The following is a 25755-nucleotide window of genomic DNA, read 5'->3' on the forward strand; positions in this document are numbered from 1 at the left end:
CGCATTCACGCATACCTCATACACGTGGAGAAAGAATTCCTGTGAGCCCGACCAATCGCACCGTGGTCGTCACCGGTATCGGCGCAACCACACCGCTGGGTGGCGACTCCGCCTCGACCTGGGAAGGTCTGCTGGCGGGACGCTCCGGCGTCAAGCCCCTCGAGGGTGACCGCTTCGCCGACATGCCCGTCCGTATCGCGGCCCCCGCGGCCGTCGATCCGGGCGAGGTCCTGCCCCGCCCGCTCGCCCGCAAGCTGGACCGCTCGGCGCAGTTCGCCGTGATCGCGGCGCGCGAGGCGTGGGCCGACGCCGGTTACACCGCCCCCGCGGGCGAGGACGAGAAGATCCGGCCCGAGCGGCTGGGTTCCGTCATCGCCTCCGGCATCGGTGGTGTGACCACCCTGCTCGACCAGTACGACGTGCTGAAGGAGAAGGGCGTACGCCGCGTCTCCCCGCACACCGTGCCGATGCTGATGCCCAACAGCCCCTCCGCCAACGTCGGCCTGGAGGTGAACGCCCAGGCGGGCGTCCACACCCCGGTCTCGGCGTGCGCGTCGGGCGCCGAGGCGATCGGCTACGCGGTCGAGATGATCCGTACCGGCCGCGCCGACGTGGTCGTCGCGGGCGGCACCGAGGCGGCGATCCACCCGCTGCCGGTCGCCGCGTTCGCCAACATGATGGCGATGTCCAAGAACAACGACGAGCCCGAGAAGGCGTCGCGCCCGTACGACAAGGGCCGTGACGGCTTCGTCCTCGGCGAGGGCGCGGGTGTCGTCATCCTGGAGTCCGCCGAGCACGCCGCCGCGCGCGGCGCCCGGGTGTACTGCGAGGTGCTGGGCCAGGGCCTGTCGGCCGACAGCCACCACATCGCGCAGCCCGAGCCGACGGGCCGCGGCATCGCCGCCGCGCTGCAGAACCTGCTGGACACCACCGACCTGAAGCCGTCCGAGGTCGTGCACCTCAACGCGCACGCCACGTCCACCCCTCAGGGTGACGTCGCCGAGGTGAAGGCGCTGCGCAAGGTCCTGGGCGACGACCTGGACCACGTCGCCGTGTCGGCCACCAAGTCGATGACGGGGCACCTGCTGGGCGGCGCGGGCGGCATCGAGACCGTCGCGACGGTCCTGGCGCTGTACCACCGCACGGCCCCGCCGACGATCAACGTCGACGAGCTGGACGAGGAGGTCGACGCCGACGTCGTCCGTGACGAGCCGCGCGCGCTGCCGGACGGCACGATCGCCGCGATCAACAACTCGTTCGGCTTCGGCGGCCACAACGTGGTCCTCGCCTTCCGCACGGTCTGACCTCGCGGCAGGCGCACCGGGCGCATGAGGACGGGCCCGCCCCCGATCGGGGGCGGGCCCGTCGTCGTGTTCCGGGGGCCGTGTGCGGGGACGGCCGGGAGGGGCGGCCGGGCGGGGCGGGAGGGTCAGACGACCTGGTGCAGCCAGCGGACGGGGGCGCCCTCGCCGGCGTAGCGGAAGGGCTCCAGCTCGTCGTCCCAGGGCTTGCCGAGCAGTTTGGCGATCTCCGCCTCCAGCTGCGTCTCGCCCTGCGCGGAGCGGGCCAGGGCGGCGCGCAGACGGTCCTCGGGGACCAGGATGTCGCCGTGGATGCCGGTCACCGCGTGGAAGATGCCCAGGTCGGGCGTGGCGCTGTAGCGCTCGCCCTCCGCGGTGGGGCACGGTTCGGCGGTCACCTCGAAGCGGAGCATCTGCCAGCCGCGCAGCGCGGAGGCCAGTTTGGAGGCGGTGCCCGGTTCGCCCTGCCAGGAGAACTCGGCTCTCCAGGTGCCCGGGGAGGCCGGCTGCCGGATCCAGTCGAGCTGGACCCGTGCACCGAGCACGCCCGCCACCGCCCATTCGACGTGCGGGCACAGCGCGCGCGGTGCGGAGTGTACGTACAGGACTCCACGTGTCGTCACCGGGACCTCCAGTGTGGGACGAGGTTCGCCTTTCCCAGCGGCCTCAGTAAACAGCATCGGGAGCGAAACTCCGCAAAAGGGACAGCATGTGACGTGATGTAATTTACCGGAGCCGGTTGGCCGGGGCGCTTCAGGTTCGACGGGGAAAAGCTACCGTGCGCCAGGGCCATCGGTATGACGTACGGTCGGTCCCATGGGCCGATGACACCAAGCTTTCACTCGCCAGGACTCCGAGGAAAGGGCCAGGAGGATGCCCGCCATACGCGTGCGTTCCGCCGTAGCCATGTGGGTGACGGCGGTTGTGGTGGCCGCGGCCGCGCTGACCGGGTGCGACACGCCGTCAGAGGGCGGCGCACGCAGGGCGTCACCCCGCCCGTCGCCCTCCCCCACGCCCGTGTGGGACCGCAGTCCGGCGTCCGTCGCCGCGGTGGGCGATTCCATCACGCGGGGCCTGAACGCGTGTGTCGTACTGGCCGACTGCCCCAGGGCGTCCTGGGCGACGGGCACCGACGAGCAGGTGAAGAGCCTCGCCACGCGGCTGGGCATCCCCGGCTGGAACTTCGCCCGCTCGGGGGCCCGGATGGCCGAGCTGCCCGGGCAGATGGCGCGGGCCGCCGCGAGGAAGCCCGGCCTGGTCACGGTGATGGCGGGGGCCAACGACGCCTGCCGGGACTCCGCCCGTCTGATGACCCCGGTCGCCGACTTCCGTGCCTCCTTCGAGCAGGCCATGCGGGAGCTGCGCGAGGTCTCCCCCACCACGCAGGTCTACGTCTCCAGCGTCCCCGACCTCAAGCGCCTGTGGTCCGAAGGGCGCGGCAACCCCCTCGGCAAGCAGATCTGGAAGTTCGGCCTGTGCCGTTCGATGCTGGCCGACGCCGACGACCTGGGCACCTCCGCCGCGCAGCGGCGTGCCCGGGTCGACGAGCGGGTGAGGGCGTACAACACGGTCCTGCGGGACGTCTGCGCGAAGGACGCGCGCTGCCGGTACGACGGCGGCGCGGTGTTCTCCTACCGCTTCACCGGTGAGCAGCTGAGCCCGTGGGACTGGTTCCACCCCAGCCGCAACGGCCAGGAGCGGCTGGCGGAGATCGCGTACCGCGTCGTCACGGCGTGACGCGGGGCGCGGCCGGGCCGTCGCCCGCTTCCGCCCGGACCTCCAGGGTGGCGCTCAGCCGGCGGTCGGCGACCGAGCGTCCGGCCTGCAGTTCGTAGGTCCCGGCGACGGCGGTCCACCGCCCGGCTTCCTCGTCCCAGATCTCGAAGGTGCGGCGCGGCAGCGGGATCTCCACGTCCACCGCCTCGCCCGGACCGGCCTCGACGCCGGCGAAGCCGGCCAGCCAGCGCGCCGGGCGCTCGACGGTGTCGGTCATCGGGGCGGCGTAGAGCTGCACGACCTCGCGGCCGCCGCGGGCGCCGGTGTTGCGGACGCGGACCGTGGCGTACTGCGGGGTGACGTCGAGGGACTCGTACTCCCAGGTGGTGTAGCCGAGGCCGTGCCCGAAGGGGTACGCGGGGCTCGTGCCGGCCCGCTCCCAGGCGCGGTAGCCGATGAAGAGGCCCTCGGTGTAGGCGAGGGTGCCGTCGGTGGGGGTGACCTCGGTGACGGGGGCGTCGGCGAGGGCGGCCGGCCAGGTGGTGGGCAGACGGCCGCCCGGCTCCTCGGCACCGAGGAGGACGTCGGCGAGGGCGGCGCCGCCCTCCTGGCCGGGGAACCAGCCGAGCAGGACGGCCGCGACGTCGTCGCGCCAGTCCATCTCGACCGGGGAGCCGGCGTTGACCACGACGACCGTGTCGGGGTTGGCGGCGGCGACGGCCCGGACGAGCTCGTCCTGGCGGCCGGGCAGCCGCAGGTCGCGGCGGTCGAAGCCCTCGGACTCGACGCGTTCGGTGGTGGCGACCACGACGACCGCCGTGTCGGCGGAGCGGGCGGCCTCGACGGCTTCGGCGATCAGCTCGTCGGGGTCGCGGCGCGGGCGGAGGTGGACGAGCGAGAACAGCACGGCGGGCAGCGGCGCGGCGGGGGCGCCGCCGAGCGGGTGCAGGAGGGACACCTCGACGGGGACGCCCTGGGTGAGGGCGACCGTTCCGCGCTCGGTCGGGGCGCCGAAGAACGCCTCGAACGGGTCGGCCTCGTCGCCCATCCCCTGGACGCCGTCGTAGAGGGTCCGGCCCGCGACGGTGAGCGTGAAGGCGCCGAGGCCGCGCGTGCCGAAGGCGTGCTCGCCGCTCTCGCGGGGCGTGAACGTGCCGGTGATCTCGACGCTGTGCAGGGTGTCGCGGGTGACGCCGCCGGGCAGGTCGTCGCCGATCCACCGGACCTGGCCGCTGGGCAGCGGGCAGGCGCCGAGGACGGTGCCGCGGGCGTCGCGGCAGACGGCCCGGAGCGCGAAGCCCAATCCGGCGGCAGCGAGTTCGTCGTCGGGGTCGGCGCCGGTCGCGTACGTCAGCGCGCCGGGCGGGAGGGCGGCGGTGAGGCCGTCGAGCGGGGAGACGACGTGGTCGGGGAAGACCTCGGCGGAGCCGCCGCCGAGGACGCGGGCGTCGCGGGCGGCGGCGCCGATGAGGGCGACCGTGCGGCCGGGCGGGAGGGGCAGGGCGCCGCGGTCGTTGCGCAGGAGGACGAAGGAGCGGTGGGCGATCTCCCGGGCGAGGGCGCCGCCGTCGAGGGGCGGCGGAGGTTCGGTGACGGCCGGCCGCACGCCCTCCAGGGCGCCGACGCGGGCGGCGAGGCGCAGCACGTTGCGCACGGCCGCGTCGACGGCGCTCTCGTCGGCCTCCCCCGCCCGCACGGCGGCGGCGAGGGCCTCGCCGTACACGGTGCCGGGTCCGGGCATGGCGACGTCGAGGCCGCCGGCGAGGGCGCGCCCGGTGTCGCGGGCGGCCGTCCAGTCGGAGACGTTGCAGCCGTCGAAGCCCCACTCGGCGCGCAGGACCTCGTTCACCAGGTGGTGGTGCTCGGTCATGGTGCAGCCGTTGACCTGGTTGTACGCGGTCATGATGCCCCAGGGGCGGGCGTTCCTGACGATCGTCTCGAAGGGGGCGAGGTAGAGCTCGCGCAGCGGCCGGCCCGCGATCACGTTGTCGACGGTGAAGCGGTCGGTCTCGGCGTCGTTGGCGACGAAGTGCTTGACAGTGGTGGCGACGCCGCCGTCCTGGACGCCGAGGACGTACCCGGTGCCGATCGCGCCGGTGAGGTACGGGTCCTCGCTGTACGCCTCGAAGTGGCGGCCGCCCAGCGGGGAGCGGTGCAGGTTGACGGTGGGCGCGAGCAGGACGTGGACGCCCTTGCGGCGGGCCTCCTGGGCGAGGAGCCGGCCGGCGCGGCGGGCGAGGCCGGGGTCCCAAGTGGCTGCCAGGGCGGTCGGTGACGGCAGGGCCACCGACGGGTCGTCGGCGGTCCAGCGCACCCCGCGCACGCCGACCGGGCCGTCGGACAGGACGAGGGAGGCGAGGCCGATCCGGGGCAGGGCCGGCAGCGACCACATGTCCTGACCGGCCAGGAGCCGCGTCTTCGCGTCCAGGTCCAGCTTGCCGAGCGCGGCCTCCACGGCCTCTTCGCGGACCTGCTCCTGACACGGTTCGTGTTCCGTCACCGTGGTGCCTCCTCATCGGGGTGCCGTGCGGGTGCCGCTCATGCTGGCGCACCGACCGGTAGACCGGTAGGTGACGTTACGCTTCCGTGATACACGGGTCCGGTGGATGCCGTACGGTCTGACGCGCAGCGACACGACGAAGGGACCGGGGCGATGGCAGCGGCCAGGGCCAGGAGCGAGGAGCGGCGGGCGGAGATCCTGCGCGCCGCCCTGGAAGTGATCGCCGAGCGCGGCTACCGGGGCGCGACCCTGGGCGCGGTCGCCGAGCGGGTCGGCCTCACCCAGCAGGGGCTTCTGCACTACTTCCCCACCAAGGAGGCGCTGCTGGTCGCGGTCCTGGAGGAGCGCGATCAGTGGGACACCGGCGGCGGCACGCGGGAGGGCTGGCGGCTGGACCTGCTGGGAGCCCTGGTGGACTACAACGCCATGCGGCCGGGCATCGTGCAGACCTTCTCCGCCCTGCTCGGCGAGAGCGTGACGGAGGATCACCCGGCGCGCGCGTTCTTCACCCGGCGCTACGCCCAGGTGCGCGAGGAGATGGCGAGCGTCCTGCGGGCCGAGTACGGGGACCGGCTGCCGGGCGGTCTGACACCGGAGCAGGCGGCGCCGCTGCTGACGGCGGTGATGGACGGGTTGCAGTACCAGTGGCTGCTGGACCCCGAGTCGGTGGACATGCCGGCTGCTTTCCGGGACTTTCTGGGGCTGTTGGGCGCGCGGTAGCGTGCCGGGACCCGACGGAAGGATGGCTTCCCCGTGTCCCGTGCATCCCGTGTGCGCCGTGCGCTCCCCCTGGCCCGCTTAGCCGCGGCCCTGCTGGCGCTGCCGGCCCTCGCCCTCGTCGCCCCCGGCCCCGCGTCGGCGGCCGCGCCGGCCGCCGCGCCCCCCACCGCCGAGGAGGCCCGCCTCGACCGGGCCGTACCGCAGGAGATCCTGCGGCGCAGCGGATTCGGCACCGCGGCGGCGGAGTTCCGCGCCGCCCTCGGCGTCTCCCGCTCGTACGGGGCGGCCGAGCGCGCCGTCGTACGGCACGGTGCCCGTCTGTGGCAGCGGGCGGTGGACCGGGTGCAGGGGCGCGGCCCCGCCGGGGGCGACCTGAGCCGGGACGACGACCGCCCGCTGTACTGGGCGCGGCTGTCCCTGACGCGGGAACTGCGCGGGTGGCAGCCTGCCTTCGGCCTGCCCGCCGACGCGCGGGCCCGGCTCCTGGAGCGGCTGGAGACCGCCTCCCGCGGCCAGGACGCGATCCGCTTCCCGCCCGGCAAGGGCGTCAAGCGCGTCCTCGTGACGGGGTTCGACCCGTTCACGCTGGACCGCGACATCCGCATCAGCAACCCGTCGGGAGCGGCGGCCCTCGCCCTGGACGGCACCCTGGTCCGCACGGCGGACGGGACGCCGGCCCGGATCGAGACGGCGGTCTTCCCGGTCCGCTGGCAGGACTTCGCGGACGGCACGGTCGAACGCACCCTGCGCCCGCACCTGCCGCGCGTGGACCTCTTCACGACGGTGAGCCAGGGCCGGCCCGGGCGCTTCGACATCGAGCGGTACAACGGCGCCTGGCGCGGCGGCTTCGCCGACAACGAGAACCTCTCCTCCACCGGGCCCGTGCCGGTCTCCGACCCGGCCTCGCAGCCGCAGTGGACGACGACGACCCTGCCGTACGGGGCCATCGTGGCGGCGGCGACGGGGCGCTTCCCGGTGTACGACAACACCACGGTGACCGAGGTCCCGCAGGGCCTGGCCACCCCGGTGGTCCGCCCGGCCGGCCCGACGCCCGGCTCCGCCGCCCGGGCGGGCGGCGGGGGCGACTACCTGTCCAACGAGATCGCCTACCGCGCCACCCTGCTGCGCGACCGGCTGGGGCGGCCGGAGCTGCCCGGCGGCCATGTGCACACGCCGGTGCTCCAGTTCGGGGCGGGCAACACCGACGCGGTGACGGACCCCGAGTTCCTGCGCAACCGCGCCGACATCACGGCGCAGGTGCGGGCGATCGTCGCGGTGGCGCTCAGGGGGAAGTGACGCCGAGCGTCACGCCCAGGCCGACCAGGGTGGCGCCGATGGTGCGGTTCAGGGCCTTCTGGGCGCGGAGCAGCGAGGTGCGCAGGCGGGTGTGGGAGAAGAAGAGGGCCACCAGGGCGAACCAGGCCAGGTGCGCCAGCGACATGAACATCCCGTACCCCGCCTGCTGCCACAGCGGGGTGTCCGGACCGACGACCTGGGTGAAGGTGGAGACCACGAAGAGCGTGGTCTTGGGGTTCAGGACGTTGGTCAGGAACCCCGTGCGCAGCGCGCCCCACCGGGACAGCGCCGCCTTGGACCCGAGGTCGACGGTGAGGTCCGCGCGGGCGAAGAAGGTGCGCAGGCCGATGTAGACGAGGTACGCCGCGCCGGCGAGCTTGATGACGGTGAACAGCTCGGTGTGGGCGGCGATCAGCAGGCCGACGCCCAGCATCGTGTAGGTGACGTGGACGAGGACACCCGCCGCGACACCCGCCGCGGCGAAGAGGCCGGTCGGACGGCCGTACAGGCAGCTGTTGCGCACGACCATGGCGAAGTCGGCACCCGGGCTGATGACGGCGAGGACCGTGATGGCCGCCACGGCGATCAGTTCCGTCATCGCGGCTCAGCCCTTGCGGGTGCTGTACGGGTTGGCCGGGGCGGGGTGCGGGCCGGAGGCGTCCGACCGGGGGGCGGCCGGGTCCGCGTCCGGGTCCGCCGGGGCCGTCAGGTCGCGGACCAGCAGCGTCGCGCCCGCCACCGCGCCCGGCATCAGGAACACCGCGACGAACGGGACCAGGTAGGAAAGGGCCAGCGGGACGCCGAACCCGAGCGTGAGCATGCGGCGGCCGCGGAGCAGGACCAGGCGCTCCTTGAGTGCGACGCCGCGCCGCTGGAGCGCGACCGCGGTGAGCTCCTCGGCGAGGAAGTAGCCCGAGACGCAGACGCCGAGCACGGGGACGACGGTCTGCCCGACGACCGGGATGAAGCCGAGGGCGAAGAGGAGGACGCCGTAGAAGGCCACCCGGACCAGGACACGCAGGCTGTCGCGGGCGGAGACCCACAGCTCACGCCAGAGCGGCAGACCGGACCGCGGGACGTCACCGCCCTCGCTGCGGTCGACCGCCTCGGAGAGCGACTCGTAGAACGGCTGCCCCACGAGGAGCGTGACGGCGGTAAAGGTGATGACCGCAAGGAACAGGCCGAAGGCGAAGACCAGGGCGGTCAGGAAGCCGCGCACCAGGCCCTGCCAGGGCGACGACCAGTCGTCGGCGAACGGTGTCGCCCACGCGGTCAGGTCGTCGGCGCCGTACGCCAGGCCCACCAGCGCCCCCGCGTACAGCACCAGGGTGACCAGCCCGGGCAACAGCCCGAAGCCGAACCACCGTCCGTGCCGGCCGACCCACCGCTGGCCCTTCATCACATAGCCGAAGCCCACCCTCAGATCACGCATGCCGGTCAGCCTATCGGGCGGCCGGGCGCCCTTGTTGTCATGGAGGTGACAGGGTAGACCCTCCGTGCATGGCCATACCGAGACGTTTCCTCATCGGCGCCACCGCCTTCGCGGGGGCGCTGCTCCTCCTGCCGCCGCCGGCCGTCGCCGTCCCCGACCCGGGCGCGGCCGCGCCCGCCCCCGTACGGCGAGGGGGTGAGGAGCTCGCCCGGCCGGCGCCGCTCGCGGCCGGGGCCGAGCCGGGCGCCGCACCGCGGGACGCGGCGGCCGCCCTCCGCGCGCTCGGCGGCTATCCGCGCCGTACGGTCCTCGACGCACCGCCCGTGAACCCCGCCGACACGTCCGTCAAGCTGGGCCTCGCGCCGTACCACTCCCTCGCGCCCCGGCTGAACGCCCTCCAGAGGCTGGGCGACCGCGTCAGCGTCGAGGTCGCCGGGCGGTCCGCCGGGGGGCGCGAGCTGTACCTGGTGACCGTCACCGCGCCGGAGAGCGCCCGGCAGGCGCGCGAGCAGGAGCGGATGCGCGAGCTCATCGAGAGCGCGCCCGCCGCCGCGGCCCGGGACCCGCACGTCACGTCCGCGTACAAGACGCCCGTCTTCCTCAACAACAACATCCACGGCAACGAGTGGGAGGGCACCGACGCCGCCCTGAAGCTGATCGAGGAGCTGGCGGCCGCCCGGGACGCCCGGACCGCCCGGCTGCTGCGCACCACGCGGCTGTACATCAACGTCACGGCCAACCCCGACGGCCGGGTCGCCGGCACCCGTGCCAACGCCGCCGGGTTCGACCTGAACCGCGACTTCATCACCGGCTCGCAGCCCGAGACCCGCGCGGTGCGGCGGATCGCGATCGACAAGCAGCCGGCCGTCATGCTCGACCTGCACGGGTACGTCAACGGCACGCTGATCGAGCCGACGACCCCGCCGCACGGCGAGAACTACGAGTACGACCTGTTCCTGAAGCACTCCTACGCCAACGCGCTCGGCATGGAGGAGCGGGTGAACGGGCTCGGCTGGACGCCCGCCCGGGACGGCGTCGAGCCGGCCGTCATCCCCTTCCGCGACCAGCAGGAGGGGTGGGACGACTGGCCACCGGTCTTCACCCCGCAGTACATGCCCTTCCACGGCGCGGTGGCCGCGCACACCGTCGAGTTCCCGCTGACGGTGAACAACTCCGCCTACACCTCCCTGCCCGTCGCCGAACTGCGCCGCCGGGCGGAGATCAACACCGGCATCGCGGGCGCGGCGATGCGTGCCGCCCTGGACTACGCGTACACGCACCGCACGTCGCTGATCGCCGACCAGATCGAGGTGTTCCGGCGGGGCGCGGCCGGGGAGGCGCAGCGCCCGGTGTCGGAGCGGACCGTGCCGGGCGTGCCCGGCATCGGGCCCGAGGACGTCTACACGACCACCTTCCCCCGGGCGTACGTCATCCCGGTGGGCAAGGGCCAGCGGTCGGCGGTGGCCGCGGCGCGGCTGGTGGACCACCTGCTCGCCAACGACGTGCGGGTGGGGCGCGCGGAGCGGGACTTCCGGGCGGCCGGGCGGGTCCACCCCGCCGGGTCGTACGTCGTCGACATGCGCCAGCCCAAGCGCGGGCTCGCGCAGGCGATGCTGGCGGAGGGCCGGGACATCAGTGCGGACGTCTCCGCGATGTACGACATCTCGGGGTGGAGCCTGGGGCTGCTGTGGGGCGCCACCGTGGACACGGTGCGGGACGCCGCGCCACGCGTACCGGTGCGACCGGTGCGGGCGGCCCGCGCGACCGGGTACGTCGCCGCGTCCGGGGACCTGAGGCTGTCGCTCACCGACCCCGGCGAGGTCGCGGCGCTCAACGCGCTGCTCGCGCAGGGCGTCCGGGTGCGCCGGGCGGAGGACGGCTCGGCGGTCGTGCCGGGTGCGGCGCGGGGCGCGGCGCGCGTCCTGGCCGACCGGCTCGGCGTGCGGTTCGAGGCGGCGCGGGAGCGGGGCGGCGAGCCGCTGCGGCGGACGCGGGTGGCGGCGGCGCTGACGGCCGGTGAGCGGTTCGCCCTGCGGGAGATGGGCTTCGAGGTGCTGCCGGTGTCGACGGCCACGCTGAACGCGGGCTTCGACTGGTCGCGGGTGGACGTGCTGTACGTCTCGGCCGGGCTCGACCACGCCGCGCTCACCCCGGCGGCGCGGGCCGCCTTCCAGGCGAGCGGCGTCGGCGTGGTGGGCGTCGGCAGCGGCGGCGCGGCGTTCAGCACGGCGGCCGGACTCCTCGCGGCCACGGCGGTGGAGGGCAACGGTGACGCCAACGGCGTGGTGCGGGTGGCGGGCGCGCGCGGCGATGCCCTCACGGCGGGCGCTCCGGCGCACGCGTTCGTCTACGCGCCGGTGTGGTTCACGGCGCTCGGCGAGGGGGTGCGCGTGCACCAGTCGTACGCCTCGGGACGCCTGCTCGTGGCGGGCCACTGGCGGGCGGACGGCGACGGGACGGGCGGGCCGGCCGACGCGGCGGGCCGCGCCTCGGTGGTCGGCGGTCCGGGTGTCGTGCTGTTCGGAACGCAACCGCTGTTCCGGGCACACCCCAAGGGGCTGGCGGCGCAGGTCGGACGGGCGCTGCTGACCACGCGTTAGGGGGCTATGCCGATCGGGACGGATCAGTGAGCGGCGTTCGGTGCCGTTCCTCGCAAGGCCCCGGTGCACGGCGAGGGCCGCACCCCCGGTTGCGGGGTGCGGCCCTGTCGTCGTCCGGGGCCGTGGGACGGCCCGTGCGGATGCGCTCGGTCAGACCGCGAGCTCGACGGTGATGTTGCCGCGGGTCGCCTTGGAGTACGGGCAGACCTGGTGGGCCTTCTCGATGAGCTCCTTGGCGGTGGCGGCGCTCACGTTCGGGATCTTCGCGGAAATCTTGACGATGATGCCGAAGCCCTCGGCGTTCTTGCCGATGCCGACCTCGGCGGTCACCGTCGAACCGGAGATGTCGGCGCCCTCCTGGCGGGCGACGACACCGAGCGCACCCTGGAAGCAGGCGCTGTAACCGGCCGCGAACAGCTGCTCCGGGTTCGTTCCCTCCCCCGAACCGCCCATCTCCTTCGGCGGGTTGACCACTACGTCGAGCTTGCCGTCGTCGGTGGAGACGCGGCCGTCACGACCGTTCTCGGCGGTGGCGACGGCGGTGTACAGGACGTCGGACTGCTGAATGGACATGTAAGAGGTTTCCTCCTGTGTTGCGCCGCGACTCGCGCCCACGGTCACGGCGGCCTGGAGTGAGCCTAGCGGGTGAGCGAGACGATCATCTTGCCGGTGTTCTCGCCCCGCAGCATGCCGAGGAAGGCGTCGACGCCGTTCTCCATGCCCTCGACGACGGTCTCGTGGTACTTGAGCTCGCCGGAGGCCAGCCAGCCGGCGACGTCCTGGACGAACTGCGGCCGCAGCGCGGCGTGGTCGTTGACCAGCATGCCCTGGAGGCGCAGCCGCTTGCCGATGACCATGGCCATGTTGCGCGGGCCAGGGGTCGGCTCGGTGTCGTTGTAGCCGGCGATCATGCCGCAGATGGTGACGCGGCCGTGGATGTTGAGCCGGGAGATCGCGGCTTCGAGGTGCTCGCCGCCGACGTTGTCGAAGTAGACGTCGATGCCGTCGGGGGCGGCCGCCTTGAGCTGCTCGGCGACGGGGCCGTTCTTGTAGTTGAAGGCCGCGTCGAAGCCGTACTCCTCGGTCAGGAGCTTGACCTTCTCGTCGGAGCCGGCCGAGCCGATGACCCTGGAGGCGCCGCGGAGCTTGGCGAGCTGGCCGACCTGGCTGCCGACGGCGCCGGCGGCACCGGAGACGAAGACGGCGTCGCCCTCCTTGAAGGAGGCGGTCTCGAAGAGGCCCGCGTACGCGGTCATGCCGGTCATGCCGAGGACGCCGAGGTACGCGGAGAGCGGGGCGATCGTGCCGTCGACCTTGGTGGCGTGCCGGGCGTCGAGCTCGGCGTACTCGCGCCAGCCCAGGCCGTGCAGCACGTGGTCGCCGACCGCGAAGCCCTCGGCGCCGGAGGCGATGACCTCGCCCACCGCGCCGCCGTCCATGGGGCGGTCGAGCTGGAACGGCGGCACGTACGACTTGACGTCGTTCATGCGGCCGCGCATGTACGGGTCCACGGAGAAGTGGAGGTTGCGGACGAGGATCCGGCCCTCTCCGGGCTCGGTGAGCGGCGCCTCACGCAGGGCGAAGTCCTCCGGCTTCGGCCAGCCGTGCGGGCGGGCGACGAGGTGCCATTCACGGCCGGACGCGGGAAGAGCGGACATGGCGCGGTGCCTCCTAGAATTGCTTCACTACCTGAAACAACCATGGGCCTGGATATTTCAGGTTGTCAAGTAACCGGGTATCGTGAGGTGCATGGCCAGCAGCACCGGAAGACCCCGCACAGACCCGCTCACCCTCGAAGTGGTCGAGCTCATCGGCACGATCGTGGCCCGCTACCACGAGGAGTACGAGCAGGCCGCGGCGGAGCACTCCCTCACCGGCGCGCAGGCGCGGGTCCTGGGGCTGCTGACGCTCGCCCCGCTCCCGATGCGCCGCATCGCCACGTCACTGCGGTGCGAGCCGTCGAACGTCACCGGCATCGTGGACCGGCTGGAGTCGCGCGGCCTGGTCGAGCGCCGCCCGGACCCGGCGGATCGCCGTGTGAAGCTGGCGGCCGCGACCGACGAGGGCCGCGCCACCGCACGCCGCCTCCGGGACGCGCTGCACTTCGCCCGCGAGCCGCTCGCCGCCCTGTCGGAGGACGAGCGGACGTCGCTGCGGGACCTGCTGCGCCGGATGCTGGACTCCCCGCCGGAGGACCCCGCGGGGCCCGCGGCCGGCTGAGCAGCCCCCCTGACGAGTGCCGCGAGGGACCGCCGGGCCGCGCGGCCGGGGATGATCTCCAGGACGTCACGTCCCTACCGCCGGGCTCACCTGCCCGGCAGGGTCCGCCACCGTCGCCCTAGACGCACCACCAGAGAAACCAGTCGCAGGTCTCGGTGGGCGCGGGCGTGGGTTCCGACGGGGGGTCCGGGTCCGGATCGGGGTCCGAGGGCGGCTGCTCGCCGCCGCCCGGGTCACCGCCGGAACCCGGGTCCGGGTCACCCGGCGCGGGGTCCTGGGGACCGGGGTCGCCCGGGTCGCCGGGGCTGCTGGGGGCGCCGGGGTCGTCGGACGCGCCGGGCTCGCCCGGGGCACCCGGCTCGCCGCCCCCTCCCGGCGCGGAGGCACCCGGGGACGGGGCGCCGGGGGAGCCCGAGGCGCTCGGTCCGCCCGACGGCCGGCCGGTGCCGGCCGACCCGTCGTCGGAGGGGCCCGGAGAGGCGGAGGTCGCCGAGGCCGGCTCGTTCACCGGGCTCGGGCCGTCCGGCAGCTCGTCGTCGCCCGAGGGCCGGTCCGGCGCCGGCTGAGCGGTCTGCACCGCGTCGTCCTGCCGTACGGCGGTGGCGGCGCCGTCCTCGCCCGGATGCTCCATGGCCAGTTCCGCCAGGCTCAGCGCCCCCGCCGCCAGCGCCAGGGCGGCCAGCCCGATCACCAGCTTGCGGCCGCGGCGCCTGCGGGCACGGCGACCGGCCGGGCGTCCCCGGGAGCCCGCCCGGCCCTCGTCGCCCTCGGGCCGGGCGGTCCGGGAGCGGGCAGCTGCCTCGGAGCGGGCACGGCGAGGCACCGCGGGCGGCCGCTCCTCGTCCCGGCGCAGCTCGATGACGAGGTCGTCCGCCGCGGACGGGTGCGGGTCTACGTGCCGGAGCTCCTCGGCGGGCGTTCCGCAGCCGGCACAGGCCAGGGCGCCGTTGAGATGCCGCTGACACTGGTGGCAGAAATCCATGGCGCCCGCAGAGTATGCGGCTGCCCGACAGCGGAGATAGCCGGTGCTGTGAGGATCCTGTGTGGAAACGGCCGTCCCCCGGCGTGTCCGATCGGTTCATCCGATACAGCCGGAACAGGCAGGATGTCCGCATGATGGACAAGGAACCGTCCGACTCCGTACCCTCCGCCCCCACCCCTTCGGGATCCTCCTCCTTCGGGCCGCGCGCCTTCCAACTCGTCCTGCTCCGCCGGATGGCCGATTTCCAGCCGGGCCTGGTCGAGGACGCCCGTCGCGTGCTCGGTGCGTCGATCGCCGACATGCGCGAGGCGAACCGCCGTTGGCAGGCCATGGTGCACGCGCCCCGCGGCCGGGGTGCGGCGGCCCGCTACCGGTCCGTGCTCGGCGAGCCGGAGTCGCGGACCCGGCGCAGGATCGGCGACCTGGAGTGCGAGGCGCTGCTGTGGCCCGTACCGCTCTGGCCGGACCTGCGGTTCGAGGTGCTCACGGCCCCCGGCCGCGGGGGCGCGGTGTGGAACGAGTGGCTCGTCCGGGCGCCCGGCGCGCCCGCCCCCGCGCTGCGGACGGCCGCCGACCTGCGCCCCTGGAGCTGCACGGTCGACGAGGTGGCGCGGGCCTTCCCCCCGGCCCGGCCGCTGGAGGGCAGCGCGCCGACGCGGTGGCGCCTGGCCTTCACGCTGCCGGACGGGCAGGCGTGCGTCGCCGAGTTCACCTGGGGGCTGCTCCAGCGGCTCCTGTGAGGAACGGGTGCGCAAGGCGCGGTTCCCGCGGGTGACCCCGTGAGGCGGCTCCCGCGGAGGCGGCTTCCGCGCGGAGTGCGCGCCGCCGGCCTGTCACCCCGTCAGCTCCCCCAGCGCGCGCCGCACGCCCCGTGACCGGACGATGCGAAGACGTACCGCTCTCGGGAGGATCCCCACCGTGACCGTCAGTCTTGAGCAGTTGCGCCGCTGCCATGTGGGCGTCGACCTGGGTGCCGCCAGGACCCGGGTCTTCGTCAAGGGCGTCGGACTCGTCGTGGACGAGCCGAGCGTGGCCGCCGTCAACACCCGTACCGGCGCGCTGATCGCCGTCGGTGAGTTCGCCGAGAAGATGACCGGGCGCACCCCCGACTACATCCGCGTCGTGCGTCCCGTCTCCGGCGGCACCGTCGTGGACATCGATATGGCCCAGCGCATGCTGCGCCACCTTCTGGGCGAGAAGCTCCGCCGCCAGCTGCGCCGCAAGCCGCTGCTGCGCGCCGCCGCGTGCACCCCGCACGACAGCGATCCGCTCGCGCAGCGCGCCACCGTCGAGACGCTGGTCGGCCTCGGCGCCCGGCGCGTCGAGCTGGTGGACACGCTCATCGCGGCGGCCGTCGGCTGCGGTCTGCCGGTCGAGCAGCCGAGCGCCACCATGATCCTGGTGTGCGGCGCGGCCACCACCCAGGTGGCGGTCCTCTCGCTCGGCGCGATCGTCACCGCGGAGCGCATCCCGGTCGGCGGCAACGCCATCGACCACGCGGTCATCCAGTACCTGCGCCACCAGCACGAGCTGATGCTGCCCAGCCAGTCGGTACGCCCCCTGCAACTGGCCCTGCACGGCAACGGTCTCACCCCGGCCGGCCCCGCCTCCACCGAGATCCACGGGCGGGACGTGGCCACGGGCCTGGCCCGTTCGGTGCTCGTCGACACCGCCGCCGTGCGCCAGGCGCTGCACACCCCGCTCACCGCCGTCCTCGACGGCATCGGCAAGGTCCTGCGCGACTGCCCGCCCGATCTGGTGGCGGACCTGGTCGACCGCGGGATCATGATGGTCGGCGGCAGCGCGCTGCTGCCGGGCCTGGACCAGATGCTGCGCGACGCGACCGGGATGCCGGTGCACATCGCCGAGCGGCCCGACATCTGCGCCGTCCTCGGGCTGGGGGCGATGCTGGAAGGCCGTATCGAGCCGCTGACGCTGAACCCGCTCACCGAGGCGGAGTGACCCGGCCGGCGGGCAGGCTGCCGCTCCTTCCCTGACCGGTGCCGGGCGCCGGCACCGGCGCTGGCGCCGACCGGGACCTGCCTACTGCGGACGCACGAGGTCCCCCCCCCGGTGCGCCGACCCCCTAGCAGCTGCCGGGCGGCGGACCGGTCACCGCCGAGGAGCCTGGCCGTGGCGAAAACCGCTCGCGCCGCCCGTGCCCGCCGCGCCATCGTGGCCCGATGAGCGACATGTGGACGACCGCCCTCGCCGGTGCGGCCGCCGGGCTCGGGGTGGCCATGCCCCTGGGCGCCGTCGGTGTGCTGCTGGTGCAGGAGGGCATGCGCGACCGGCGCGGAGCCGTGGCCGCCGCGTCGGCCGTCGCCGTCGTGGACCTCGGGTACGCGGTGCTGGCCACCGCACTGGGGCCGCTGGTCGCGGCCGCCCTCTCCGGTGTCGAGGCGTGGGTACGGCTGGTGTCCGCCGCCGTCCTGCTCGCCATCGCGGTGCACGGGCTGTGGACGTCGCGCCACACCGGGGAGCCCGGCGAGGCGGAGCGGCCGGAGCCGGCACCGGCCCCCGCACCGAGCGGCGCGGCGAGCAATGCGGCCGGCGGGGTGGTGAGCCGGGCGGCCCTCCGGAAGGCCGACGCCACGGCAGGTCCCGCAGACCCCGCACGCCCCGCAGCCGGGTGGCGCACCACCACCGCGTCCCGCACCTTCGCGCGGTTCGCCGGACTGACGCTCGTGAACCCCACCACCGCCCTCTACTTCGCCGCCCTCACCACCGCACAGGGCGCCGCGCTCAGCGGCGGGACGGCCGGAGCGGTGTTCGTGGCCGGCGTCTTCGTCGCCTCGCTCGCCTGGCAGCAACTCCTCGTGGCGACGAGCGCCTTCGCCGGGGCGCGGATCTCCGGCACCGTACGGAAATGGACTTTCCGGGCCGGGTACGGGCTGGTGGGCGTGTACGCGGTGAAGGTGGCGCTGCCCCTCCCGTAGCCCGCGTGGGGCACCCGTACGCCGTCCGGCGCAGCACCGCACGGTGGTGGGTTGTGCGGGGGCGGGCGGACGCGACCGGTGCGGGCGGGGCCGAGGGGCCGCAACAGCGGCGAAGAGCACACACGGCATCGCTTTCCCCCTCGGCGCGGGCGGGGAGAATGGTGGGGCCCGCGCCCCGGGATGACCAGCCTGTGCAGCAACGCGAGGAGGACCACCTGTGAGCTCCCTGTTCCCGGCCCTGTCCGAGCGGCCGGACCGGCCCGCGCTGCGCTTCGGTGAGCCGGGCCGATCCGGTGCGCCGGACCCTTCCGCCGAGCGGGACCGCGCGCTCACGTACGGCGGACTCGGCGCCGCGGCGGGTGCCGTGGCCACGCGGCTCGCCGGAGCGGAGCGCGTCGCCGTGTGGGCCACGCCCACGCTGGAGACCGCCGTCGCGGTGGTGGCCGCGCTGCTCGCCGGCGTTCCTGCCGTACCGCTCAACCCCAAGACCGGCGCACGCGAGTTGACGCACATCGTCACCGACAGCCGGCCCTCCCTGGTGCTCGCCGCCCCGGGCGACGAACTGCCCGCCCCGCTCGCCGCCGTACCGCGCCTGGACATCGCCGCTGACGGCCCGGCGGACCGGCTCCCCGGCCACGGGCACGACACGGCGTACGGGCACGACACGGCGGGCGGACGGGACGCGGCGGGCGGACGGGACGCCCATGACCCCGAGGCTCCCGCGCTCATCGTCTACACCTCCGGCACCACCGGCCCGCCCAAGGGCGTGGTCCTGTCCCGTCGCGCCGTCGCCGCGAGCCTCGACGCGCTGGAGGACGCCTGGGCCTGGACGTCCGACGACGTCCTCGTGCACGCCCTGCCCCTGTTCCACGTCCACGGGCTGATCCTCGGCGTCCTCGGCCCGCTGCGGCGCGGCGGATCGGTGCGCCACCTGGGCCGGTTCAGCCCGGAGGGCGTGGCGCGCGAACTGGCGTCCGGCGGGACCATGCTGTTCGGCGTACCGACGATGTACCACCGCCTGGCCGAGGCGCTGCCCGATGACGCCGAGCTGGCCAAGGCGCTGTCCGGCGCGCGGCTGCTGGTCTCCGGCTCGGCCGCGCTGCCGCTCCACGACCACGAGCGGATCGCCGCCGCGACCGGGCGGCGCGTGATCGAGCGGTACGGCATGACGGAGACCCTCATGAACACCTCCGTCCGCGTGGACGCAGAGCCACGCCCCGGCTCCGTCGGCGTACCCCTGCGCGGCGTCGACCTGCGCCTGGTCGAGGAGGACGGCGCCGAGATCACCGCGTACGACGGGGAGACGGTCGGCGAGATCCAGGTCCGCGGCCCGAACCTGTTCACGGAGTACCTGAACCGGCCCGACGCCACGGCCGCGGCCTTCGACGGCACGTGGTTCCGCACGGGCGACATGGCGGTGCGGGACCCGGACGGTTCGGTACGGATCGTGGGGCGCAAGGCGACCGACCTGATCAAGAGCGGCGGTTACAAGATCGGGGCCGGGGAGATCGAGAACGCGCTGCTGGACCACCCGGGCGTGCGCGAGGCCGCCGTCACCGGCGAACCGGACCCGGACCTGGGCGAACGCATCGTCGCCTGGGTCGTCCCGGCGGACCCGGGCAACCCGCCCGGCGCGGAGGAACTGGCCGACCACGTGGCGGCCCAGCTCGCCCCGCACAAGCGGCCGCGCGCGGTACGCCACCTCGACGCGCTGCCGCGCAACGACATGGGCAAGATCATGAAGCGGGCCCTCCATGCCTGAGGCGCCCCGGCCCGGGGACCCCCGGCCCGGGGACTCGGGGCCCGAGGGGCCCCGGCCCCGGGGTTCGCGGCCGTCCGCCCGGGAGGCCGTCGCGCTCCTCGCCGACGACTTCGCCGAACACCGGCTCCCCACCCGGGCCGCCGCGCCCGACGGGCCCTTGTCCTGGGAGGGTTACGGCGCCTCACGCGCGCGTGCGGCGGCCCGTACGGGCGAGGAGGAGTCCGTCCTCCACGGCACGGCGACCGTCGGCGGCCGGCCCTGCGTCATGCTCGCCTTCGAGTTCGGGTTCCTCGGCGGCTCGCTGGGCGAACGGGCCGGCGACCGCCTGGAGGACGCCTACCGCCTGGCGCGCGAGCGGCGCGTCCCGCTGGTATCGCTCGTCGCCACGGGCGGCAGCCGCATGCAGGAGGGCATGGTCGCGCTGACCCAGCTCCAGCGGGTGGCCCGGGCGACGGTGCTGCTGCGGGAGGCGGGCGTGCCGCACATCGCCGTGCTGCGCGATCCGGCGACCGGCGGCGGCTGGGCGACGGTCGGCGCGGGCGCCGATGTCATCCTGGCGCTGCCCGGCGCACAGATCGGCTTCGCCGGTTCGCGGGTGCGGCCGCCGGACGCCGACCCGGCGGCGTACACGGCCGAGGGCCAGCTGGCGGCGGGACACATCGACGCCGTCGTCCGCCCCGAGGAGCTGCGCAGCACGGTCGCGGACTGGCTGGCCGCGCTGACGAGCCCGGCGCCGGGTCCGGTGGCCCCGCCCTCCGCCCTCGGCGCACGGCCGCTCCCCGCCACCGGCTGGGCCGCGGTGGGCCAGGCCCGGGATGCCGCCCGCCCGCGCGCCGAGGCGTACCTGGACCGGTACTTCTCCCGCCGCCTGCCGCTCGCCGGCGACCGCTGCGGCGGTACGGATCCGGGGGTGCTGTGCGGAGTGGGCGTGCGCGCCGACGGGCGGGCGGTCGCGTACGTCGCGCAGTGCGGCACCGCGACCCGCCCGGCCGGCTACCGGACGGCGGCGCGGGTGATCCGGCTCGCGGACCGGCTGGGCCTCCCGGTGCTGACGCTCGTCGACACGCCCGGCGCGGCGAACGACGACGAGGCCGAGCGGGCGGGCGCGGGCGCGGCGATCGCGGACGCCTTCGCGGCCGTGGCCGGTGCCCGCGTACCGGTGACCACGCTGCTGATCGGCGAGGGCGGCTCGGGCGGGGCGCTGGCGCTGGCCGCGCCGGGCAACACCTGGGCGACGCCCGACAGCTACTTCTCGGTGATCGCCCCGGAGCTGGCGGCGGCGATACTCAAGCGCCCGCCCGGGGACGCCCCGCACACGGCCGAGCAACTCCGGCTGCGCCCGCAGGACCTGGTGGAACTGGAGGTGGTGCGCGGCATCGTCTGACGAGCACCGCACCCGGGAAACGCGGCGGGTGCGGGGCCGGACCGCCGGCCGCGCGTCACCGCGGTCCCGCCTCCGCCGGCTCGGCGGCTGCCAGTGCCGCCAGGTCCGCCGTGGCCACCGCCCCGGCCGCCGCCGCCTCCGGCTCCGCGGCCACCGCCTCCGCGGGTACCGCTGCCTCCGGGGCCGCCGCCACCTCCGGCTCCCCAGCCACCGCCTCCGCGGCCACCGCTGCCTCCCCGTTCGCCCCGGCCACCGCCTCCGCCGGTGAGAGGGTCTCCCCGCGCGCGAACAGCACCGCGAACGCCGCCTCCCCCAGTGCCGTCCGTGCCCGGCCCGCCGTCCGTTCCACGTCGCCGCGTTCCGCCGGTGGCAGCGGGGCGCCCACCGCCGCGCGGGACGCGGACGCGGCGCCCAGCAGCAGGGCGGCCGCGCCGTGGGCGCCCTCCAGGGCGTGCGCGGCGGCGAGCCCCTCCATTGCGAGGGCCACCGCCCGGGGGTCACCCGTGGACCGCGCCATGGCGTACCCCTCCGCGTGCAGGGCGCGGGCTCCGGCCGCGTCGCCCCGCAGCTCCGCGAGGAAACCGAGCTCGGCGAGGACCAGGGCCTTCGCCCCTTGCATGCCGAGCTCCCGGTGCCACTCCAGCACCGCCCGCAGATGGGTCTCCGCCTCGTCCAGCAGGCCCTCGCGCCGGGCGCCCAGGGCCAGCCCGAGCCGGGCGTTCAGCTCGCCCGCCCGGAAGCCGAGCTCGACGGCGGCGCGGCGCGCCCGCTCGTGGAGGTCGCGCGCCCCGTCGGCGTCGCGCATGAGGAGGGCGGTGCGTGCGAGGCCCGTCAGCGACTCGGCCGCCTGCGTGGACAGCCCGAACTCCCGTGCCGTCACCAACGCGGCCCGTTGCAGCCGGGCCGCCCGCGCGTAGTCGCCGTGGATCTCGGCGACCGAGGCGAGCGGGTGCACAGACCAGAGCCGGCTGCATGCGTCCCCGACCGCCCCGAACAGCTCGACGCTCCGCGTCGCGTCCTCCTCCGCCCCCTTCAGGTCGCTCCGCAGCAGCCTCTGCACCGCCCGGTCGGCCAGCGCCGCCGCCTCGCCCCAGACCGCCTCGCCCCGAGCCGCCGCGCCCCGGACCGCCCCGTCGTCCGGACGGCCGCCGGCACCACCACCGCCCGTCCCGGAGCCGCCACCGCCCGTCCCGGCACCGCCCGTCCCGGCACCGCCCGTCGCAGAACCGCCCGTCCCGGAGCCGCCACCGCCACCCGCCGCCCGGAACCCCTCGAGCGCCGCCGCCGTGAGCGCCTCGCCCGCCACGATGTCGCCCGTCCCGCACAGCGTGTGCACCAGGAACCAGCGCGCCCACGCGAGCCCGGTCGCGTGCGCGACCTCCCCGTACTCCTCGAGCGCCGCCCCGATCCGCGCCATCCGGTCCTCGCCGTCGCCGCTCAGGACGGCGAGACCGACCTGCCACACCCGTACCCGGGCGCGCAGGGCCGCGTCTCCGCCGCTGAGCCCCAGTGCGGCCGCCACGGAACGGCGGGCCTCGCCGATCCGGCCGCGCAGGATCCAGTACCAGGAGAGCGCGTCGACGAGCCGCAGGGCGGACGAGGCGTCCGCGCGTTCCACCGCTCCGTCCAGCGCCCACCGCAGGTTGGGGCTCTCGGCGTCCAGCCGGACGAGCCACTCCCGCTGCCCGTGCCCGCGCAGCTGGGGCTCGGCGGTCTCCGCGAGCGCCGTGTAGTGGGCGCCGTGCCGTTCCCGTACGGCCGTGAGCTCGCCGGCCTCCCGCATCCGCTCGACGCAGTACGCGGCGACGGACTCCAGCAGCCGGTACCGCTCCCCGGCGACGACGACCAGCGAGCGGTCGACCAGCCGCGCCAGCAGTCCGAGCACGTCGTCGGCGCCGTCGCCGCCGCACACGTCCTCGGCCGCCTCCAGCGTGCAGCCCTCGGCGTGCACGGCGAGCCGCCGGAGAACCACCCGCTCGGGCCCGGTCAGCAGCTCCCAGCTCCAGTCGATCATGGCGCGCAGGGTCCGCTGCCGGGCAGGTGCGCCCCGCTGCCCGGCGCTGAGCAGGCGGAAGCGGTCGTCGAGCCGCTCCAGCAGCCGGTGCACCCCGAGGGCCCGTACGCGGGTGGCGGCCAGTTCCAGGGCGAGCGGGATGCCGTCGAGCCGGCGGCAGATCGCCTCCACCGCCGTGCGGGCGGTCGCGTCGAGCACGAAGCCGGGCGCGGCGGCCGCGGCCCGTTCCGCGAAGAGTTCCACGGCGCCCTCGACGGCCAGCGGCGGTACGGCCCACAGGGTCTCGCCGGCGAGGGCCAGCGTTTCCTGGCTGGTGGTGAGGACGACGAGTCCGGGCGCGGTGCGCAGCAGCAGTTCCACCAGCGCGGCGGCTTCGTCCACGACGTGCTCGCAGTTGTCGAGGACGAGCAGCAGCCGTTTGTCGCGCAGCAGGGCGGCGAGCCGTTCGGCCGGGCCGGCCGGGCCCGCGGCCCCGTCGGGCAGCACGCCCCGGACGCCGTCGTCCCGCAGCCCCATCGCCGCGGCGACGACCTCGGCCAGGCCACCTGCCGAACCGGCGAGTTCGACGAGCCACGCGCCGTCCGGGAAGGTGTGCCGCACCTCCTCGGCGACGGCCAGGGCGAGCCGTGTCTTGCCGACGCCGCCGGGTCCGGTGAGGGTGACGAGCCGCCGTACGGCGAGGAGTTCGCCCACGTCGGTGACGGCGTCGTCCCGTCCGACGAGCGCGCTCAGCGGGGTGAGGATGTTGGTCCGGGGCGGCTCCGCACCGGCGGCGCGCCCGGCCTCCTGCCGCAGCAGCGCCCCGTGCAGCGCGACGAGCTCCGGGCTCGGGTCGAGCCCGAGTTCACCGGCGAGCCGGGCGCGGAGGTCCTCGTAACCGGCGAGTGCGTCGCTCTGCCGGCCGGCCCTGTACAGCGCCCGCAGCTGTACGGCGCGCAGCCGCTCCCGCAGGGGGTACCGCTCCACGAGGCCGGCCAGTTCGCCGACGAGCGCGGCGTGTTCGCCCGCCCCCAGCCGCGCCTCGGCGTGCTCCTCCACCACGGCGAGGCGGTCCTCCTCCAGCCGGTTCACCACCGCCCGCGCGAAGGGCTCCTGCGCGAAGTCCGCGAACGCGGGACCCCGCCACAGCGCGAGCGCGTCCGCGAGCAGCCCTGCCCGTGAGCGGGCGTCGGGCACGGTTCTGGCGCGGGCGGTGAGCTCCGCGAACCGGTGGGCGTCCAAGGCGCCCGGGGGGAGCTCCAGTTGGTATCCGGGCGCCCGGGTCACGAGGAGGTTCCGCGCGCCGGGTTCGGCTTCGTCGAGGACGCGCCGCAGCTGGGAGACCTTGGCCTGGAGGGAGCGCGTGGGGTTGGCGGGCGGCTCGTCGGGCCACAGGTCGTCGATGAGCCGGTGCGCGGCGACGGGGCGGCCGGGCTCCGCGAGCAACGAGGCGAGCAGAGCACGCACCTTGAGCTCCGGGACGCGTACGGACCGGCCTCCGTCGGTCCAGACAGCGGTCTCCCCCAGCACGCCGAATCGCATGCGGCCCACCGTAACCCGGCCGTGCGGAGCCGGTCAGAACAGGGCCGTAACACCGTCCGAGCCGTATCCGAGGCGCCGCGCCGCAGAGTCTCCCCACACCACCGGGCACCCGGGCACCCCGCGGAACCGGGCACGGACGAAGAACGAGGAGTCACCATGACGACACGGCACACCCTGCTGGTGCTGGGCCACCCGCGCACCGACTCGCTGACGGCCCAGGTGGCCGCGCACCTGCACGCCCGTCTGAAGGACGCCGGCGGCACCGTCGACGTACTCGACCTCTACGCCGAGGGGTTCGACCCGCGCATGACGCCGGCCGACGAACCGGACTGGGAGGACCGGGAGAAGCGGTACTCGCCCGAGGTCCACGCCCATATGGAGCGCATCCTGGCGGCCGACGACATCCTGATCGTCTTCCCCGTGTGGTGGTTCGCGCCGCCGGCCATCGTCAAGGGCTGGATCGACCGCGTGTGGAACTACGGGTTCGCGTACGGCCGCAGCACCCCGCGCCTCGCGGGCAAGCGGATGCTGTGGCTGGGCCTGGCGGCCGGTTCGGCGGCCGACTTCGAGAAGGACGGCCTCGGCGCGTCGATGGACACCCAGCTGCGCGCCGGGATCGCGCAGTACTGCGGCATCGCCGGCGCGGCGGTCGCGCTCCTGCACGGCACGGAACTCTCGGGCGTGCCGGAGGAGCTGCGCCCGGAACGGGTGCGGACGATCCTGGCGTCCGCGGAGGCGGCCCTGGACGCACACCTGGACTGACGCTCCGGCCGGCCGTACCTCCGGGCGTTACGAGGTCTCCTCCACGCACGCCCCCTCGGCCAGGTCGCTCTCGGCGAGGCCTGTCCCGGCGAGGTCCAGCGCGGCGGTCAGCTCGTCGAGGCGGGCGCGCAGCTCCCGGACCTCGTCGAGGGACATCCCGGTCGCGGCGGCGATCCGCCGGGGCACGCCGACGGCCTTCTCGCGCAGCCCGGCCCCCGCCGGTGTGGTGCGGACGGTGACGGACCGCTCGTCCTCGGGGCTGCGCCGGCGCTCGACGTAGCCGGCGCCCTCCAGGCGCTTGAGCAGCGGGGAGAGGGTGCCGGAGTCGAGGCGCAGGTGCGCGCCGATGCGCTTGACGGGCAGCTCGCCGTGTTCCCAGAGGACCAGCATGACCAGGTACTGGGGGTACGTGAGGCCGAGGTCCTTGAGGACGGTGCGGTAGACGCCGTTGAAGGCGCGCGTGGCGGCGTGCAGCGAGAAGCAGATCTGGTGGTCGAGGCGGAGGAAGTGCTCGTCCCGCGCTCCGGGGCCGGTCGTGTGCATGGGTCCAGGATACGTGCGTCACACCGCACGCCATTTAGTTGCGCACAACTTAATGGTTCGCTA

21 protein-coding genes are annotated in these 25755 nt (G+C 75.1%); 12 read left to right on the forward strand and 9 right to left on the reverse strand.

The window, feature by feature from the left end:
* Positions 1-41: 41 nt before the first annotated feature.
* Positions 42-1304: a beta-ketoacyl-ACP synthase II gene (gene fabF / locus ACIA79_RS01285; protein WP_399425855.1), complete on the forward strand. Its 1263-nt coding sequence runs from the start codon at positions 42-44 to the stop codon at positions 1302-1304.
* A gap of 125 nt (positions 1305-1429) precedes the next feature.
* Here fabF and ACIA79_RS01290 read toward each other — a convergent pair whose 3' ends face one another.
* A complete protein-coding gene (locus ACIA79_RS01290; RefSeq protein ID WP_399425857.1) occupies positions 1430-1924 on the reverse strand; it encodes a DUF3145 domain-containing protein in 495 nt (164 codons plus the stop codon).
* A gap of 250 nt (positions 1925-2174) precedes the next feature.
* Between ACIA79_RS01290 and ACIA79_RS01295 the strand changes: the two genes are divergently transcribed.
* Positions 2175-3038 carry an SGNH/GDSL hydrolase family protein gene (locus ACIA79_RS01295; protein WP_399425859.1) on the forward strand — a complete coding sequence of 288 codons (864 nt, stop codon included), beginning with the start codon at positions 2175-2177 and terminating at the stop codon, positions 3036-3038.
* Here ACIA79_RS01295 and ACIA79_RS01300 read toward each other — a convergent pair.
* Positions 3028-5517 carry a beta-glucosidase H gene (locus tag ACIA79_RS01300; protein WP_399425861.1) on the reverse strand — a complete coding sequence of 830 codons (2490 nt, stop codon included), beginning with the start codon at positions 5515-5517 and terminating at the stop codon, positions 3028-3030. The genes ACIA79_RS01295 and ACIA79_RS01300 overlap by 11 nt on opposite strands.
* Before the next feature lie 153 nt (positions 5518-5670).
* Between ACIA79_RS01300 and ACIA79_RS01305 the strand changes: the two genes are divergently transcribed.
* Both ACIA79_RS01305 and ACIA79_RS01310 read left to right on the forward strand, forming a co-directional pair.
* A complete protein-coding gene (locus tag ACIA79_RS01305) occupies positions 5671-6237 on the forward strand; it encodes a TetR/AcrR family transcriptional regulator (RefSeq protein WP_399425863.1) in 567 nt (188 codons plus the stop codon).
* Positions 6238-6270: 33 nt separating this feature from the next.
* Positions 6271-7533 carry a pyroglutamyl peptidase gene (locus ACIA79_RS01310; protein ID WP_399425864.1) on the forward strand — a complete coding sequence of 421 codons (1263 nt, stop codon included), beginning with the start codon at positions 6271-6273 and terminating at the stop codon, positions 7531-7533.
* Here ACIA79_RS01310 and ACIA79_RS01315 read toward each other — a convergent pair.
* Together ACIA79_RS01315 and ACIA79_RS01320 are read right to left on the reverse strand one after the other, a co-directional pair.
* A complete protein-coding gene (locus tag ACIA79_RS01315) occupies positions 7520-8131 on the reverse strand; it encodes a LysE family translocator (protein WP_399425865.1) in 612 nt (203 codons plus the stop codon). The genes ACIA79_RS01310 and ACIA79_RS01315 overlap by 14 nt on opposite strands.
* A gap of 6 nt (positions 8132-8137) precedes the next feature.
* Positions 8138-8965 carry an EI24 domain-containing protein gene (locus ACIA79_RS01320; protein ID WP_399425866.1) on the reverse strand — a complete coding sequence of 276 codons (828 nt, stop codon included), beginning with the start codon at positions 8963-8965 and terminating at the stop codon, positions 8138-8140.
* A 68-nt stretch (positions 8966-9033) separates the two neighbouring features.
* Here ACIA79_RS01320 and ACIA79_RS01325 point away from each other — a divergent pair, with 68 nt between their 5' ends.
* Complete coding sequence (locus tag ACIA79_RS01325; protein ID WP_399425868.1) at positions 9034-11565, forward strand: M14 family zinc carboxypeptidase; 2532 nt, start codon at positions 9034-9036, stop codon at positions 11563-11565.
* 150 nt (positions 11566-11715) lie between these two features.
* On the opposite strand, the gene ACIA79_RS01330 is transcribed toward ACIA79_RS01325, so the two are convergent.
* A complete protein-coding gene (locus ACIA79_RS01330; RefSeq protein WP_031070009.1) occupies positions 11716-12138 on the reverse strand; it encodes an organic hydroperoxide resistance protein in 423 nt (140 codons plus the stop codon).
* Positions 12139-12203: 65 nt separating this feature from the next.
* A complete protein-coding gene (locus ACIA79_RS01335; protein WP_399425870.1) occupies positions 12204-13223 on the reverse strand; it encodes an NADP-dependent oxidoreductase in 1020 nt (339 codons plus the stop codon).
* Between the two features lie 91 nt (positions 13224-13314).
* Between ACIA79_RS01335 and ACIA79_RS01340 the strand changes: the two genes are divergently transcribed.
* Complete coding sequence (locus ACIA79_RS01340) at positions 13315-13785, forward strand: MarR family winged helix-turn-helix transcriptional regulator (protein ID WP_399425872.1); 471 nt, start codon at positions 13315-13317, stop codon at positions 13783-13785.
* A gap of 118 nt (positions 13786-13903) precedes the next feature.
* Here ACIA79_RS01340 and ACIA79_RS01345 read toward each other — a convergent pair whose 3' ends face one another.
* Positions 13904-14767, reverse strand: coding sequence for a hypothetical protein (locus ACIA79_RS01345; protein ID WP_399425874.1), 864 nt, complete (start codon positions 14765-14767; stop codon positions 13904-13906).
* Positions 14768-14901: 134 nt separating this feature from the next.
* Between ACIA79_RS01345 and ACIA79_RS01350 the strand changes: the two genes are divergently transcribed.
* The 5 genes from ACIA79_RS01350 (at position 14902) to ACIA79_RS01370 (ending at position 20852) form a co-directional block, all read left to right on the forward strand.
* Entirely contained in the window at positions 14902-15507 is a 606-nt protein-coding gene (locus tag ACIA79_RS01350; protein WP_399426268.1) for a hypothetical protein, read from the forward strand.
* A 178-nt stretch (positions 15508-15685) separates the two neighbouring features.
* On the forward strand, positions 15686-16729 hold the full coding sequence (locus tag ACIA79_RS01355) for a rod shape-determining protein (RefSeq protein WP_399425876.1): 1044 nt from the start codon (positions 15686-15688) through the stop codon (positions 16727-16729).
* Between the two features lie 221 nt (positions 16730-16950).
* Positions 16951-17706, forward strand: a complete 756-nt coding sequence (locus ACIA79_RS01360) for a LysE family transporter (protein ID WP_399425878.1) — start codon at positions 16951-16953, stop codon at positions 17704-17706.
* A 217-nt stretch (positions 17707-17923) separates the two neighbouring features.
* A complete protein-coding gene (locus ACIA79_RS01365; protein ID WP_399425879.1) occupies positions 17924-19468 on the forward strand; it encodes an acyl-CoA synthetase in 1545 nt (514 codons plus the stop codon).
* Entirely contained in the window at positions 19461-20852 is a 1392-nt protein-coding gene (locus tag ACIA79_RS01370) for a carboxyl transferase domain-containing protein (protein WP_399425881.1), read from the forward strand. Before ACIA79_RS01365 ends, ACIA79_RS01370 begins: the two co-directional genes overlap by 8 nt.
* 55 nt (positions 20853-20907) lie before the next feature.
* On the opposite strand, the gene ACIA79_RS01375 is transcribed toward ACIA79_RS01370, so the two are convergent.
* On the reverse strand, positions 20908-24387 hold the full coding sequence (locus ACIA79_RS01375; RefSeq protein ID WP_399425883.1) for a BTAD domain-containing putative transcriptional regulator: 3480 nt from the start codon (positions 24385-24387) through the stop codon (positions 20908-20910).
* A gap of 156 nt (positions 24388-24543) precedes the next feature.
* Between ACIA79_RS01375 and ACIA79_RS01380 the strand changes: the two genes are divergently transcribed.
* Positions 24544-25149, forward strand: coding sequence for an NAD(P)H oxidoreductase (locus ACIA79_RS01380; protein ID WP_399425884.1), 606 nt, complete (start codon positions 24544-24546; stop codon positions 25147-25149).
* 27 nt (positions 25150-25176) lie between these two features.
* On the opposite strand, the gene ACIA79_RS01385 is transcribed toward ACIA79_RS01380, so the two are convergent.
* Complete coding sequence (locus tag ACIA79_RS01385; protein WP_399425886.1) at positions 25177-25692, reverse strand: MarR family winged helix-turn-helix transcriptional regulator; 516 nt, start codon at positions 25690-25692, stop codon at positions 25177-25179.
* Positions 25693-25755: the final 63 nt, after the last annotated feature.

The sequence above is a fragment of the Streptomyces sp. NPDC051310 genome (genome assembly GCF_044455245.1).
Classification (GTDB): Bacteria; Actinomycetota; Actinomycetes; order Streptomycetales; family Streptomycetaceae; genus Streptomyces.

Coding starts and splice junctions, on each gene's coding strand:
- ACIA79_RS01345 (WP_399425874.1), bottom strand. CDS start 14,767: ATGGATTTCTGCCACCAGTGTCAGCGGCATCTCAACGGCGCCCTGGCC.
- ACIA79_RS01350 (WP_399426268.1), top strand. CDS start 14,902: ATGGACAAGGAACCGTCCGACTCCGTACCCTCCGCCCCCACCCCTTCG.
- ACIA79_RS01340 (WP_399425872.1), top strand. CDS start 13,315: ATGGCCAGCAGCACCGGAAGACCCCGCACAGACCCGCTCACCCTCGAA.
- ACIA79_RS01375 (WP_399425883.1), bottom strand. CDS start 24,387: ATGCGATTCGGCGTGCTGGGGGAGACCGCTGTCTGGACCGACGGAGGC.
- ACIA79_RS01320 (WP_399425866.1), bottom strand. CDS start 8,965: ATGCGTGATCTGAGGGTGGGCTTCGGCTATGTGATGAAGGGCCAGCGG.
- ACIA79_RS01315 (WP_399425865.1), bottom strand. CDS start 8,131: ATGACGGAACTGATCGCCGTGGCGGCCATCACGGTCCTCGCCGTCATC.
- ACIA79_RS01385 (WP_399425886.1), bottom strand. CDS start 25,692: ATGCACACGACCGGCCCCGGAGCGCGGGACGAGCACTTCCTCCGCCTC.
- ACIA79_RS01330 (WP_031070009.1), bottom strand. CDS start 12,138: ATGTCCATTCAGCAGTCCGACGTCCTGTACACCGCCGTCGCCACCGCC.
- ACIA79_RS01305 (WP_399425863.1), top strand. CDS start 5,671: ATGGCAGCGGCCAGGGCCAGGAGCGAGGAGCGGCGGGCGGAGATCCTG.
- ACIA79_RS01295 (WP_399425859.1), top strand. CDS start 2,175: ATGCCCGCCATACGCGTGCGTTCCGCCGTAGCCATGTGGGTGACGGCG.
- ACIA79_RS01335 (WP_399425870.1), bottom strand. CDS start 13,223: ATGTCCGCTCTTCCCGCGTCCGGCCGTGAATGGCACCTCGTCGCCCGC.
- ACIA79_RS01360 (WP_399425878.1), top strand. CDS start 16,951: ATGAGCGACATGTGGACGACCGCCCTCGCCGGTGCGGCCGCCGGGCTC.
- ACIA79_RS01380 (WP_399425884.1), top strand. CDS start 24,544: ATGACGACACGGCACACCCTGCTGGTGCTGGGCCACCCGCGCACCGAC.
- ACIA79_RS01325 (WP_399425868.1), top strand. CDS start 9,034: ATGGCCATACCGAGACGTTTCCTCATCGGCGCCACCGCCTTCGCGGGG.
- ACIA79_RS01370 (WP_399425881.1), top strand. CDS start 19,461: ATGCCTGAGGCGCCCCGGCCCGGGGACCCCCGGCCCGGGGACTCGGGG.